At 65.9% G+C, this 13646-nt stretch carries 11 protein-coding genes and 1 tRNA gene; 9 read left to right on the forward strand and 3 right to left on the reverse strand.

Annotated features, from left to right (window positions below; translation table 11 throughout):
* Positions 1-22 precede the first annotated feature (22 nt).
* Positions 23-784 carry an archaellin/type IV pilin N-terminal domain-containing protein gene (locus tag P2T57_RS02935; RefSeq protein ID WP_276300985.1) on the forward strand — a complete coding sequence of 254 codons (762 nt, stop codon included), beginning with the start codon at positions 23-25 and terminating at the stop codon, positions 782-784.
* Position 785: 1 nt separating this feature from the next.
* Here P2T57_RS02935 and P2T57_RS02940 read toward each other — a convergent pair whose 3' ends face one another.
* Positions 786-1526 carry an SDR family oxidoreductase gene (locus tag P2T57_RS02940; protein WP_276300986.1) on the reverse strand — a complete coding sequence of 247 codons (741 nt, stop codon included), beginning with the start codon at positions 1524-1526 and terminating at the stop codon, positions 786-788.
* 116 nt (positions 1527-1642) lie between these two features.
* Entirely contained in the window at positions 1643-1771 is a 129-nt protein-coding gene (locus P2T57_RS02945; RefSeq protein WP_276300987.1) for a hypothetical protein, read from the reverse strand.
* A 146-nt stretch (positions 1772-1917) separates the two neighbouring features.
* Here P2T57_RS02945 and P2T57_RS02950 point away from each other — a divergent pair, with 146 nt between their 5' ends.
* The 8 genes from P2T57_RS02950 (at position 1918) to P2T57_RS02985 (ending at position 12664) form a co-directional block, all read left to right on the forward strand.
* Positions 1918-3075, forward strand: a complete 1158-nt coding sequence (locus tag P2T57_RS02950) for a metal-dependent hydrolase family protein (protein WP_276300988.1) — start codon at positions 1918-1920, stop codon at positions 3073-3075.
* Positions 3076-3126: 51 nt separating this feature from the next.
* Complete coding sequence (locus tag P2T57_RS02955; protein ID WP_276300989.1) at positions 3127-4410, forward strand: helix-turn-helix transcriptional regulator; 1284 nt, start codon at positions 3127-3129, stop codon at positions 4408-4410.
* Between the two features lie 186 nt (positions 4411-4596).
* Positions 4597-4671 (forward strand) — tRNA-Glu (locus P2T57_RS02960).
* A 213-nt stretch (positions 4672-4884) separates the two neighbouring features.
* Positions 4885-9069, forward strand: coding sequence for a BREX-5 system adenine-specific DNA-methyltransferase PglX (gene pglX, locus P2T57_RS02965; protein ID WP_276300990.1), 4185 nt, complete (start codon positions 4885-4887; stop codon positions 9067-9069).
* An 81-nt stretch (positions 9070-9150) separates the two neighbouring features.
* Positions 9151-10677, forward strand: a complete 1527-nt coding sequence (locus P2T57_RS02970) for a lamin tail domain-containing protein (protein WP_276300991.1) — start codon at positions 9151-9153, stop codon at positions 10675-10677.
* On the forward strand, positions 10670-11005 hold the full coding sequence (locus tag P2T57_RS02975; protein ID WP_276300992.1) for a DUF3006 domain-containing protein: 336 nt from the start codon (positions 10670-10672) through the stop codon (positions 11003-11005). Before P2T57_RS02970 ends, P2T57_RS02975 begins: the two co-directional genes overlap by 8 nt.
* Before the next feature lie 400 nt (positions 11006-11405).
* Positions 11406-11858 (forward strand): 6-pyruvoyl trahydropterin synthase family protein, encoded by a 453-nt coding sequence (locus P2T57_RS02980; protein ID WP_276300993.1) that lies wholly within the window; start codon positions 11406-11408, stop codon positions 11856-11858.
* Positions 11859-11860: 2 nt separating this feature from the next.
* Entirely contained in the window at positions 11861-12664 is an 804-nt protein-coding gene (locus tag P2T57_RS02985) for a 7-carboxy-7-deazaguanine synthase QueE (protein WP_276300994.1), read from the forward strand.
* 13 nt (positions 12665-12677) lie between these two features.
* Here the strand turns inward: P2T57_RS02985 and P2T57_RS02990 are convergent, their stop codons facing one another.
* Positions 12678-13643: a DUF7847 domain-containing protein gene (locus P2T57_RS02990; protein ID WP_276300995.1), complete on the reverse strand. Its 966-nt coding sequence runs from the start codon at positions 13641-13643 to the stop codon at positions 12678-12680.
* Between the last annotated feature and the right edge of the window lie 3 nt (positions 13644-13646).

Here is a 13646-nt window from a genome sequence, read left to right on the forward strand (position 1 = left end):
TCGGATGGCTGGAGGTAACAAAATGGGCACAGACGAGCGGACGGACGGCGAGCGAGGACAGGTCGGTATCGGGACGCTCATCGTATTCATTGCGATGGTACTGGTGGCGGCCATCGCCGCGGGCGTCCTCCTCGATACCTCGGGGTATCTGCAGAGCGCGGCCGAGCAGACCGGCGAGGAGGCGACCCATCAGGTCTCGAACCGACTCATGGTCGTGAGTGCCTACGGTCACGTCACCGACGAGAAAATGAACTCCGCACCCAAGTCCACCGAGGACATCATGCTAAACGAGAGCGTCGATACCGTCGAGTTGACGGTGAAACTCGCGCCCGGTTCGGGGACGGTGAACCTCTCGGGCGCGACGATTTCGTGGGTCGGTCCGCGCCGCACGACGACCCTCGTCCACGGTAAGGCCGCCAAACACGCACCGGGCGTCGAGAACACTGGCAACCCCGGCACCTTCGGCCTCGGCGGCGGCGGCGGTGGTGGCCGCGGTGGCGGCGGTAGTACCGACGCCAGCGAGGCCCACAAGGTGTTCAACACCTACGCTATCGACGGTAACCAACACCTCGTCCTCGACAGCGAGGAACAGCGAATCAAACTCTACTTCAACGCTGGCCTCATCGAGGCCGACACCCGAGACCCGGTTACGCCGCCGTACTCCCAACCGCTCCGGGAAGGAACCGAGGTCGGACTGAAAATTTCGAGCGAGTCGGGCGCGACCACTATGTATCGACTCGACCTCCCGGAATCGCTGACCGAGGAGGACTACGTTTCGGTCTGACTCAGAAGCCAGCGAACTTGTCCCGCCGGTAGAGGTCCAACTCGCTGACGGTCGAGTTCTCTTGCTTCGCGGAGAACGCGATGGCGTCCGCGACTTCTTCCGGTTCGGTCACCTCGCCCTCGTCGAATCGCTCGGCGAACGTCTCGCCGTAGGCCCCGCCGAAGTCGGTCCGGACTTCCGAGGGGTTGACCACAGTGACCCCAACGCCGTCAGTGCCGACGTTGCCCGCCATGCTGTGAGCGAACCCCCGGACCCACCACTTGGTCGCGGCGTAGATGGGGTTGAACGGCCGGGGGTACTGCCCGGCGAAACTCCCGACGAAAATCAGATTGCCTTCGGCCTCCTTGAGAGCGGGCACCGCGGCCCGAGTCGCGTAGAACACGCCGTCCACGTTGGTCTCCATCATCTTGTCGTAGTCGCCGGTCGTCATGTTCTCGACCGATTCGCCGCAGGCCGTCCCGGCATTGTTCACCAGCACGTCGAGGCCCCCGAACTCGGAGACGGTGGTTTCGACCATCTCCTCGGCCGAGTCCTCACTGCGGATGTTCGTCGGGACGACCAGCGTCTCGGCGTCCCACTCGCTCTCGATTTTCGACGCGATGTCGTTCAGTGCCTTCTCGCGCCGTGCTGACAGCGCGACCCGAGCGCCGTCGCGGGCTAGCGCGTGGGCCGTGGCCTCGCCGATGCCGGAACTCGCGCCAGTGACCAGTGCTGACTTGCCGTCGAGTGGGTGGTCGGTCATGCCGCCCTCTGCGACGCCGAAGGGGTTGGCTCTTTCGCCGGTCGTGGTGCGTGCCGAGTCGGTCCGAAGGGCGATTCTACCATTGTATACAATCGCTTAATAAATATCTGGTTTGCCTAAAGAACGATATTCCTGTTTTCCTCGACGCTCCGCTCGTGGGCGGTCGAGGGCAGGCCGATGTCCACGATGGGTTCGACGGGCCACACGTCGTAGGCAACCGCGTTCGACAGCACGAGTCGGTCCACGGCGTCGGGCCGGTGGACCGCGTACCGGAGCGCGACCCCGCTGGTCGTGCGTTGTCACGTAGAATCACAGATTTCGCACGTCCATAGGTCCTGTCGCCAATCGCCGGGACCCTGAGATTTAGGGCGTCGGCGTCGAACAGGTAGACATGTTCGTACTGCGAGGAGCCACGGTCGTTGACGCCGACGGGGCGCGCGAGGCCGACGTAGCGGTCGAGGACGCCGAAATCGTCGGCGTCGGGGACGCACCCGACGACCCCGACGAGGAGATAGACGCCGGCGGGCAGTTCGTCGCGCCGGGACTGGTGGACGCCCACGTCCACGTCATGATGGACGGCCGGGCCGACCCGAGCGAGGTCTACGACGACAGCGAGGCCACGCTGGCCTACCGGACGACCAGCAACCTCCGGGACGCCCTCGACGCCGGCGTCACGACCGTCCGGGACCTCGGGTCGCCGGGGTCGCTGGCGCTCGACGCCCGCGATGCCGTCGAGCAGGGTGTGCTGGAGGGACCGCGGGTCCTCTCTGCCGGCGAGGCGATTACGATGACCGGCGGGCACGGCTACTGGTTCGGCCGGGAGGCCGACGGCGTGCCCGAGGCCAAGCGGGCCGCCCGCGAGCAACTCAAGCGCGGCGCTGACGTGGTGAAGTGCATGGCGACCGGCGGCGTCTTGACGGAGGGCGCGCTGACCGGCGCACCCGAGTTGGACGAGGCCGAAATCGACGCCATCGTGAGCGCGGCCAACGCCAAGCGTGTGCCGACCGCGGCCCACGCTCACGGTACCGCGGGCATCAAGAACGCGGTCCGGGCCGGAATTTCCAGCATCGAACACGGGACGTTCATGGACCGCGAAGCCGCCGAACTGATGGCCGACCGGGGAACCTACTGGGTGCCGACCGCCAAGGCGCTCTACGGCATCGTCGAGGCCGGGACCGAGAAGGGCGTCCCGGAGTTCGCCGTCGAGAAGGCCGAGGAGGCCATCGAAGCGTGGGCCGACGCCTTCGACTACGCGCTCGACGCCGGGGTTCCCATCGCCATGGGGACCGACGCTGGCACGCCGTTCAACCACCACCGCGACATCCCCGAGGAACTGGAACTGATGGTGGACCACGGTCTCTCCGAGGAGCAAGCCCTCGAATCTGCGACGGTCAACTCTGCGGACCTGCTGGGCCTCGACGGCGAAGTCGGACTGGTCGAGGAGGGGTATCGCGCCGACCTCGTGGTGCTGGACTCGGACCCGCGCTCGGACGTGACGACGTGGCAATCGCCAGCGCGTGTCGTGGCGGGTGGAACCGTGGTCCGGTGACAGGGCTACGTCAAAAGGTCTTTTATACCGGGCAATGGAGAATTAAGGTACATGAGACGGCTGCTGGCTGTCGGCCTCGTAGTCGTGCTACTCGTCGGGACGGTCCCCACAGCGGCGGTACTCGGCGGTACCCCCGCACACGAGGCGACCGCCTCCCCGCAGACGCCCGCTTGGTCGCCCCACGTGGTCGGCGACGGAGCGTCCCCCAACGTCGTCACCGGCGCACCACAGACACTCGGCGTCGCGGAGAACTTCGATAGCGTCGAGTTCCACATCACGGTCTACGAGAACGGCACCGCCGGGTGGACGTTCACCTATCAGCGCACGCTCAACAACGAGACCGAGCGCCAGCAGTTCGAGCGATTCGCCGACGAGTTCAACAACAACTCCACCGCGATGTGGTCGGAGTTCAGGCAACAGGCCCGGCGACTCGCAGGTGCTGGCCAGAACACCACCGGCCGCACGATGAAGGCCCAGAACTTCGGCAAGCGGGCCTACGTCGGCGGACTGGTCAACGACAACCGAGGCATCGTCAAGATGTCCTTCCAGTGGACCGGATTCACCTACTCGCAGGGCGAGACCATCATCATCGGCGACGTGTTCGAAGGCGGCCTCTACATCGGACCCAACCAGTCGCTGGTCGTCCACTCGGGTCCCGGCCTCCAGTTCGAATCGGCCGACCCGATGAAATCCGCCAAGGCCTCCGGCGACACGCTGGCGGCCAGCGAGTCGGTGACGTGGCAGGGCGAACGCGACTTCATCGACCAGCGTCCTCGCGTCAAGTTCGACCCGGTGGCGGGAACCACGACCACGACGACCACCACGACGGGCACGGGCGCGTCCGGCGGCGACAACGCCACCGAGACGACTCCGAACGGTGCGACCGGCCCCTCGTCGGGTGACGACTGGTCGCCGCTGATGATGTTCATCGGGGCCGTGGTCGTTCTACTGGGCCTCGCGGCCGCCTTCGCGTGGCGACAGGGCGACTTCGGGTCGTTTGCCAGCGACACCGACAATCCCGGCGACGACGACGGGAGCAGTGGCGGCGGGGCCGCGGCGGCGAACAACGAATCGACCCCGAACGAACCGTCGGTCAGCGACGAGGAGCTTCTCACCGACGAGGCCCGCGTGAAGAAACTCTTGGACGAGAACGGCGGTCGGATGAAGCAGGTCAACATCGTGGACGAGACGGGATGGTCGAAGTCGAAGGTCAGCATGCTCCTCTCGGAGATGGAGGAGGACGGCGAAATCAGCAAGCTCCGGGTCGGCAGAGAGAACATCATTAGCCTCGAAGGCCACGAACCCGACGCCGCCGGGTCGCCGCTCGAGGAATAATCGTTCATCTTCGTTCATTCTGACGGGTAACTGGCAATGTCGGTAGTCGGAGGGCTGTCAAGCCGAGGTTTCGTTTCTGTGAACTGTTTACGGGTCCGAGTCCCGTGTGTAACCGGGACACAGCGCCGAGAAAGCGCAACTGTTAAACAGTCCGTGCCACTACGAATGAGTGCAGACGCGAAGCACGCTCCGTTGGTGTAGTCCGGCCAATCATCTTGCCCTCTCACGGCAAGGACTAGGGTTCAAATCCCTAACGGAGCACTCTTCTAAGCGAACTAATCGGCGAGCGGTAGTTGCGTTCTAACGTATAGAGAATCGTAATTAATTCGCTACCCCTCCTACCGAATTTTCAAACCCTCGTAAAGAGCGGTCTGCACTTCCGAGAACACCCCGATGCCCACCAACCATACGCCCAGTGCCCGTTTAATAACAATTAATGTCCTCCTGTGGAATCAGACGTAGCAGACGGAACTCATGGCGGGCGACTCTCTCTCCCGGCGGAAGGCCCAACTGGACACACCGGAGCGCGACCATCTCGAAAGCGTCGTGGCCGAGATGCGTGAGCGCGTCGAGGACAACCTCGCGCTCCGACTCTCACAGATGGGCCTCGACACCGAACCCGACGATGACGCCGGGTTAGACGACGAGGCCCGACAAGTAGCCGAGGCCATCGCCCTCGAAGCGGGAGACGACGGCGACTGGGATGCTGTGGTGTCGGAGTACGTCACTGGCGTCGGCTACACCGTGGTCAATCGCCTCTCTGCGCTCCGGTGCATGGAGGTCCGCGGATTTCTCGACGAGGAGGTCACGGCGTTCAACGACGACGGTCTCACCCCTTCGGCGGAGACACTGGTTCGCGACGAGTCTCTGCCAGCGGACGAGGCCGTCCTGACGGCCTATCGGGACGCCTGCGACGAGTTGACCGAGGAAATCGAACTCCTGTTCGACCGGTCGTCTGCCGACAGTCAGATAGAACCCGATGCCGACGCCTTCGAGGACCTCTGTGCCCTGCTGGACGAGGTTCCCGACGAGGTGTGGCGGGCAGACGACGTACTCGGGTGGGTCTACGAGTACTACAACGTCAGCCAACTCCCCGAGGTGCGAGAGCGGATGCGGACCGGCCGGTTCGACGCCGACGACGTGGCGGTCGCAAACCAGTTCTACACGCCCCACTGGGTCGCGCGACTGCTGACCGACAACGCGGTGGCCAAGCCCCACCTGCTGGCGAGTGGCGAGCGAGACGCCTGCATCGAGGCCCAGCGTGGACTCTCTCCGGACGAGCGAATCGAGCGCGACCCCGGATACGACGCCGCGCCGGAAATCGAGGACCTCTGCACCTACCTCGTGGCCGCCGAATCGGACGACGCCGGGAACGTGGTGCCCGACCGACACCCCTCCAAGATTCGAGTGCTGGACCCCGCCTGCGGGACCGGCCATTTCCTGCTGTACGCCTTCGACGTGCTGGAGCGAATCTGGCGCGACGCGACGGACGTGGACCCGGCCGAGATTCCGGCGCGGATTCTGAAGCACAACCTCCACGGCATCGACATCGACATGCAGGCGTGCCGACTGTCGGCGTTCAACCTCTATCTGAAGGCCCGCAGTCGGGCCGAGACCGAGGGCGGCGACGATTTCGAGATGCCGACTCTCGGGGTCGTCTGCGCCGACAGCGAACGCTCGGACACGACCCGAGCGCGGGGGGTAATCGAGACGCTGGCCGAGACCAGCGACGAGTTCGCCGGGGCGCTAGAGACCGTCCTCGAAGATTTTCGGGAGACTGACGGCCTCGGGGGCCTCCTCGACGTGACGGGGACGCTGGCGGACGCACTCGACCGGGCCACCCACTCGGAGGAGGCGGGCGACACCTCCTCGCTGTCGGCGTGGATAGACCGACTCCACGACGAGATTGAACGCGAGGCAGGCGACCGGTTTTGCCACCAGAATCTCCGGAGTTTCCTCCGAGTCGTGCGTCTGCTGACCGACGAGTACGACGCCGTGGTGATGAATCCGCCCTACGGCGGCCACCGCCGGATGCCCAAGGGGGTCAAGGAGTACGTCGGGGACCACTACGAGTTCAAGCCCGAATACTACGCTAACTTCTTGGAGCAGTCCGGGCGACTCCTCAAACCGCAGGGCAGAATCGGGATGCTGGTCCCCCGGTCGTTCATGTACAAGGAGTCGTTCGAGGACGTGCGCCGGGAACTGGTCGAACCCGACGGGAAGTTCGACTTCGACTTTCTGGTCGAGTTCGGCGATGGCGTCCTCGACAACGCGACGGTCCGGACCGTCGGAACGGTCCTGACGAAGGGCGAGACCGAAAATTCCCGAGGAGGCGACGACCACCAATCGGTCGGCGAGTTCGTGCAGTTGTCGGACGTGCGCGCCGACGAGCAGGAAGAAACCTTCGCGCGGGTTCTCGGGGACGACCCCGAAGTAGCGTGGCGACGCCACTCGGTCCCGACCGACGAGTTCCGGACCGTCCCCGGCGGGATGCTGACCTACTGGACGCCCTCGGACCTGCGCGAACTCTACGCCAGCGAGACGGTCCTCGACGCCGAGCAGGCCGGTCTCGACCGGGACGGCATCGGGTCGGCCAAGAAGGGCATCGACACGGGCGACAACGACCGATTCGTGCGTCGGTCGTGGGAGTGCGACGACGAGTCCCGCTGGCGGCCCTACGCCAAGGGCGGCGAGCGCAGTTGGTTCCACTACCCCGACGACTTCCGGGTGCTGTGGGGGACGGGCGAAGACGCCGGGCGGGAGATTTCCAGACACGATAGTTCGACCATCCGGAATCGGGACGCTCAGGGCCGAGAAGCCGTCACGTGGCCGCTCATCAAGGACTCGGGCCACCGGTTCGCCCGGTTTCCGAGCGGCGGCGTCTCGGACAACGGCGGGCCGTGCTTCTACCCCGACGACGAATCGACCGCGTACCTGACCGCCCTGCTCAACAGCACGATTTACACTGGTTTGATGTTGGCACAGACGCCCGAGAGACAGTGGAATCTGTCCGATGTCGCAGTCCTGCCGTACTTCGACGCTCCCGACGAGGCCAGACGGAAACTGACCGAGGCCTCGGCCGAGCTGACCGAACTGGTCGAGCGATTCGAGTCCCGCCGGTTGCGGTCGGGTCGCTACGGCGAGACGCTGGGCGAGTACGAGGACGTAGCAGAGTTCGTCGCCGAGCGAGCAAACGCCATCGAGGAGATAGTCGGCCGGATGCGGGAGCGGAAGGCCGAAATCGACGCCATCGTGGCCCGAGAGTTGGCCATCGGCGACGACGTGCTGGCCGAAATCGAGCGCGAGGCCGCCCTGCGATACGGCGGTTTCGACCCGGTTCCCTACGACACGTCCGACCTGCCGACCGACGAGGAAGCGGTCTGCCGGCGACTCGTGTCCCACCTCGTCCTGCGGGCAGTCCGCGAGAGCGACGACGGCATCGTGGACCTGAGCGCCGACTTCCGGCCGGGCGAGGACCTCCACGACGCGATTGCCGACGAACTCCACGACCTGTTCGACGCGCCGCCCGAGGCGGTCCTCGCGGACATCGACCGGACGCTCGGCGCGCAGTCGGCCGAGTCTTCGGCGTACCCTAACGTCGAGCGGTGGGTCCGCGAGGAGTTCTTCGACGCTCACCTGTCGCAGTTCGAGAACACGCCCGTAATCTGGCGACTGACGACCGCTCGACTGGTCTCTGACCCCGCGGGCGAGGGGTTCGGTTGTCTGGTCGATTACGCCGAAATCGACTCGTCGCTGTTCGACCGACTAGAGACTCAGTATCTCGAACCGCGGAAGGCCGACCTGCGCGAGCGTCGCAACGCCGCCGAGCGACGCCGGGCCGACGACTCGCTCTCGGCGTCCGAGCGGGCCGACGCCGCCGACGAGTACGACCGCTGTGTCAGCGGACTGGAACAAATCGAGGCGTTCGAGGAGGCGATGCGGGCGCTGTCGGACGAGTCGCCCCGCGAGTGGGGACCGGACGACCGGGAGCGAGCGGAGGCGCTGGGCAGAGACGTGGCAGAGTTCCGCGAGCGGACCGACGAGAAACTCGACGGACTCGACAAACTCGCCGACCTGCACGACGAAGCGTGGTTCGCGGACGTCTTCAGTCCGGCCTTCCGCGAGAAAGTCGCGGCCAACCGCGGCGAGTGGATTAGCGCGCTGGAGGACTTACAGGCGGCCTGTTCGGCCTACGCCCGCCCCGCGGAAAAACCGGTCGAGGCCCACCACTACGACCTGCTGGCGCACTTTCCCGACTTGGCGGGGTCGGACCACTATTCGAGCAACGGCGTGCTGTTCACGACCTACTACTTCGAGCGCGAGGAGATTCGGCACCTCGACGAGGAGCAACCGGAGGGGAGTCCGGGCGAATCCACGGAGAATCCGAGCGAATCCACAGCGAATCCCAGCGACGAGACGGCCGAGATTCTGGCGGACCTCACGGCCGACGTGGACGAGTACAAGTCGCTGGCCGAGGAAATCGAGGACCAGTGTGCCGACTTGAAGCGGTCGCTCTCGTCGGACTGGAAAACGCGGGCGCTCGCCGAAATCACGACGGCGGGGTACCGCCCCGAGCGCAAACACGGCGTGGCGGTCACCCTCGAACCCCTCGCCGACGCAAAACTCGTCCCCGAGAGCGTCGAGCGTCGGGTGCTGTAGGCGCTTCGCGGATTATTCCGGCCGCGAGTGTAAAATTTCCATCAGAAGAAGTGTTGTTCCGGCTCGTCGTAGGTGGAGTCGATGAGTCCTCCCGCCGACTCCTCGGGTCGAGTCGCGTCCTCCCGACGAGTTGCGTCCTCGGGTCGAGTTTCCCCGTCCCGCCGCCTCGCGCTCGCGGTCGTCTTGCTGGTCGTCCTGTCCGGATTCGCCGGGTGCTTGGGCAGTCTCGGGGTCGGCCCGGCAGATTCGACCGCGACCACGACAGGGCCGGGCGTCGATTCGGCCGCGCTCGCCGAGGGCGGGAATCTCTCGGTTCACTTCCTCAACGTCGGGCAGGGCGCGAGCATCCTCGTCGTCGGACCCTCCGGCGAGACCTTGCTGTACGACACGGGCAACTGGAACGACGACGGCCGGTACGTCCTCGATTACCTCCGGGAGCGGGACATCGAGCGCATCGACTACCTCGTGACCTCCCACGCCGACGCCGACCACATCGGCGGCCACGCCGAGGTCATCGACTACTTCGAGACCGAGGCCGATGGCATCGGGGCTATCTACGACCCCGGCATCTCGGCGGGCACCCGGACCTATGACGACTACCTCGACGCGGTGGAACGCCACGACGTCACCCTCTACCGGGCGCAGGCCGGCGACCGAATTCCGATGGCCGGGGTCTCGGTTCGGATTCTCTCACCGCCCGAGGACTCCCTCGACGGCAGGGAGCGCAACGAGAACAGCCTCGTCCTCCGGGTCGGGTACGGCAACGCGAGCGTCCTCCTGCCGGGCGACGCCGAGGCCGACGCCGAACGCTTCCTGACCGAGACCAGCGAGGGCGCGCTGAACGCGACGGTCCTCGGGGCGGGCCACCACGGGAGCAACACCAGCACGGGACCGCGATTCCTCGCCGAAGTCGCCCCCCGAGCGGTCGCCATCCAAAGCGCGTTCGACTCGCCCTACGGCCACCCGCACCGGGAACTCCTCGGCCGCCTCGCCGAGCGCGGGATTCCGACCTACTGGACGGGCGTCCACGGCACCATCGTCTTCGAAACCGACGGCGAGCGCGTGGTGGTCCGGACCCAGCGAGCGGCCCCGACCGACCCCCTCGAACTCCGGAGCGCGCCCGGCGTCGAACCCGGCGCGGACGGTCCGCTCGAACGCCGGGCGAGTTTCGCGGTAGGTCCGGGGTCGGACTTTTCCCCGACCGGAACCGACTCTGCGGACGGCGGGAAAGAGACCGTAGCGACCGACGGCGGGGAACCCCCCGGCAGTTCCGATGCGCTCGAAGTCGCCGAGGTTCACGCGAACGCGCGGGGCGACGAGGACGAGAACCTGAACGACGAGTACGTCGTCTTCCGGAACGCCGGGAACCAGTCCCTCGACCTCTCGGGGTGGACCGTCAGCGACGAGGCCGACCACCGCTACACCTTCCCCGCCGGAACCACCCTCACACCGGGCGAGACGCTGACGCTTCGGACCGGCAGAGGAGCAGACGGCGGCGGGGACTACTACTGGGGGGCCGAACGCCCGGTGTGGAACAACGCGGGCGACACCATTTTCGTCCGGGACGCCGACGGTCTCCTCGTGCTGGAGGTCGAATACGATGGGTGAGAAGCCGAAACCGGCAGACGGGCGCTACACCGCGGTACTGGACCGCTTCGAGGAGCGCGACCCGGCGCGCGGCGGTGGCGAACTCGCCGTCCTCCTGCTCGAATCGGGCGACGAGGTGGTCGCCGAGCGCGCGATTCCGGCGTGGCGACTGCCCGAGGACGCCCGCCGCCAAGACGCGGTGCTGGAACTCGCCGTGAGGAACGGGTTCGTGGTCTCGATAGAGTACGACTCCTCGGAGACGGCGCGCCGGGTTGAGTCCGCTCAATCGCGGTTCGACAGGTTGGCAGAGCGGCCGGACGAGTCGAGTGATGAAGGAAGACAGAAATAGAATTCTATTAAGAACATTTTTGTGTTTATAATGCATATTTTGGTGTCTTTGCGAGTAATTTACCTATCTGTGACGCCAGCGTTTACCTATCTGTGACGCCAGCGCGGAGAGGAATTGAACCGGACGGAAGCTAGCTAGCTAGCTAGCTACTGCCGACTCATAGCCGTCTACCGCAACCGCATCGCTACCGCGGGCCACACCCTCCCCAACCGATTGCGCTTCTCGGTCGCTACGCTCCCTGCGATGCTCATCCCTCGCACGGTATGGCGAGAGATAAACTCTCGCCAGCGCGCGCCGAATCGGGAATCCAACCCCACGCTCAGTATCGCCCACGGTGTGTCGGTGTCCCGAATCCCGGCCGTTTGCGTGAACTTAAGTGCGCGCCGAATAATCTCCGAGTATGGCTCAGCGAGTATCCGAATCTCCTCTCGAAGACGCTGGCGAGCGAACGCTCTACGTGGGTCGGGACCGACCCATCCGCATCTCCGCCGGGCACCGCATTCTCCACCACGACGGCAAGTGCAGTCGTCCACACGGTCACAACTACGAGATAACCGTCAAAGTCGTCGGCGAACTCCGCGAGGAGGGATGGGTCGTCGACAAGGGCGATATTACCTCGGTAATCTCCGAGTGGGACCACCGATTCCTGCTGGAGGACGGCGACCCCCTCGTCGAGGCCTTCGAGGAGTCGGGCGACAGCGACGCGCTGGTGGTGCTGGACGCTCCGCCGACCGCCGAGGTCATGAGTGCGATTCTGGAGCGCCGACTCGCCGACGAACTGCCCGAGAACGTCTCGGAGGTCGCCGTGCAGGTCAGCGAGACCTCTGAACTCTGCGGCGGGGCCTCGTTCTGACGATGCCGGTTTCGAGCGATGTAGACCGAGACACCGGCGAATCGACCGACGCCGAGGACGCGGGTGACGGCGCGTCGGGAGGCGACGACGCCCTGCCTATCAACGAACTGTTCGAGTCGCTACAGGGCGAGGGCCGACTCGCTGGCGTCCCGAGCGTCTTCGTCCGGACCTCGGGGTGCAACCTCCGGTGCTGGTTCTGCGATTCGTATCACACCTCGTGGGAACCGACCCACGCGACGATGAGCGTCGAGAAGATACTCGCAGAGGTCGAATCCTCCGACGCCGACCACGTGGTCGTCACCGGCGGCGAACCCCTGATGCACGACGCCACGGCCACGCTTCTGGACGAACTCGACGCGCGGGGCTACCACACCACCGTCGAGACCAACGGGACCATCGTCCCGGACGCCCCCATCGACCTCGCCAGCGTGAGTCCCAAACTGGCCTCCAGCACGCCGACGCCCGAGAAGGACCCCAAAGGAGAGGGCGAGTGGGCCGAGCGCCACGACGAGCGCCGCATCGACCTCGACGCGCTGGCCGAACTCGTGGAAACCTTCGACTTCCAACTCAAGTTCGTCGTCAGCGAGCGCGACGACATGACCGAAATCACCGACCTCCTCGGGCGAATCCGGGACGCCGCCGCGGTCCCCATCCCGGACTCCACCGTCCTGCTGATGCCCGAGGGCGCGACAAAGGACCGAATCGAGGAGACGCGCCACCTCACGGCCGAACTCGCCCAAGAGTACGGCTTTCGGTACACGCCGCGACTCCACGTCAACCTCTGGAACGACGCGCCCGAGACCTGAGACGAGTCGCTACCTACAGGTCCGTCCCGACCGGCGTCACGTCGTCGGCGTCCATCCCGTCACCGCCCGTCCCGTTCGTGTTCTCCCCGCCCGCACCGTCGAGGAGCGACTCCTCGTAGAAGGCGACTTGGTAGGCGTAGAAGAACGTGCCGGTCAGCGTGCCGACCACCGCGGTCAGCGCGAAGACGATGCCGACCGTGCCGGGCGAGAGGCCGGCGAAGGGGTACATCATCGGCCCGCCAGCGCCCATTCCCGCGCCGCCCATTCCTGCGCCGCCCATTCCCGCACCGCCCATTCCCGCACCGCCCATCCCCGCACTGCCGGGCGACAGCGGACTCATCTGCCGGACGGCGAGCAAGATGGTCGGCAGGCTTCCGACCGCCGCGACGGCGACCAGCACCGCGTCGAACCCGAGCGTCGAGACGAAGTTGCCCTTCACGAGTCGATAGCTCTGCTTGAGCGACTCGGCGGGCGAGCAGTCCGAGACCACGACCGCCGGGAGGTAGAACTGGAGGAAGAACAGCGGGAGGAGGCCGAGCAGGTATATCGCGCCCATCACAACGGCGAGCAGATTTGGCGAGAACCCGGTTCCGCTTCCGCCCAGTACGACCGCGAAGAACCCGACCAGACCGACGACCATGGTGACGACAGAGGTGGCGACCACGGCGATGACGACCAACACCGTGGCGGCCAGCGCGTCCGCGAAGTACTTCTTGCCCGCCGAGACCAGCGTCCTCAGTCGGGTGGTCCCACCGAGGGCCTCGGCGGTCATCCCGTAGGCACCGACGACGAAGACCAGCGACCCGAGTTGGACGACGAACGTGCCGAGACTCCACGCGATTCTGGCCGGACCGGTCGAGAGCATCTGGCCGCCCGCGACGGTGGCGTTCACGAACGCGACGACGAACCCCGCGACGAACAGCACGGGGTTTCGTTTCAGCGTCTGAACTGCGGTCGAAAGTGAGGAAACGACACCCATAGC

Source organism: Halorussus lipolyticus, assembly GCF_029338375.1.
In the GTDB taxonomy this organism is placed as follows: domain Archaea; phylum Halobacteriota; class Halobacteria; order Halobacteriales; family Haladaptataceae; genus Halorussus; species Halorussus lipolyticus.

Excerpts from the sequence above, each read along its gene's own strand:
- P2T57_RS02935 (WP_276300985.1), top strand. The coding sequence starts at position 23 with ATGGGCACAGACGAGCGGACGGACGGCGAGCGAGGACAGGTCGGTATC.
- P2T57_RS02940 (WP_276300986.1), bottom strand. The coding sequence starts at position 1,526 with ATGACCGACCACCCACTCGACGGCAAGTCAGCACTGGTCACTGGCGCG.
- P2T57_RS02950 (WP_276300988.1), top strand. The coding sequence starts at position 1,918 with ATGTTCGTACTGCGAGGAGCCACGGTCGTTGACGCCGACGGGGCGCGC.
- P2T57_RS02955 (WP_276300989.1), top strand. The coding sequence starts at position 3,127 with ATGAGACGGCTGCTGGCTGTCGGCCTCGTAGTCGTGCTACTCGTCGGG.
- pglX (WP_276300990.1), top strand. The coding sequence starts at position 4,885 with ATGGCGGGCGACTCTCTCTCCCGGCGGAAGGCCCAACTGGACACACCG.
- P2T57_RS02970 (WP_276300991.1), top strand. The coding sequence starts at position 9,151 with ATGAGTCCTCCCGCCGACTCCTCGGGTCGAGTCGCGTCCTCCCGACGA.
- P2T57_RS02975 (WP_276300992.1), top strand. The coding sequence starts at position 10,670 with ATGGGTGAGAAGCCGAAACCGGCAGACGGGCGCTACACCGCGGTACTG.
- P2T57_RS02980 (WP_276300993.1), top strand. The coding sequence starts at position 11,406 with ATGGCTCAGCGAGTATCCGAATCTCCTCTCGAAGACGCTGGCGAGCGA.
- P2T57_RS02985 (WP_276300994.1), top strand. The coding sequence starts at position 11,861 with ATGCCGGTTTCGAGCGATGTAGACCGAGACACCGGCGAATCGACCGAC.
- P2T57_RS02990 (WP_276300995.1), bottom strand. The coding sequence starts at position 13,643 with ATGGGTGTCGTTTCCTCACTTTCGACCGCAGTTCAGACGCTGAAACGA.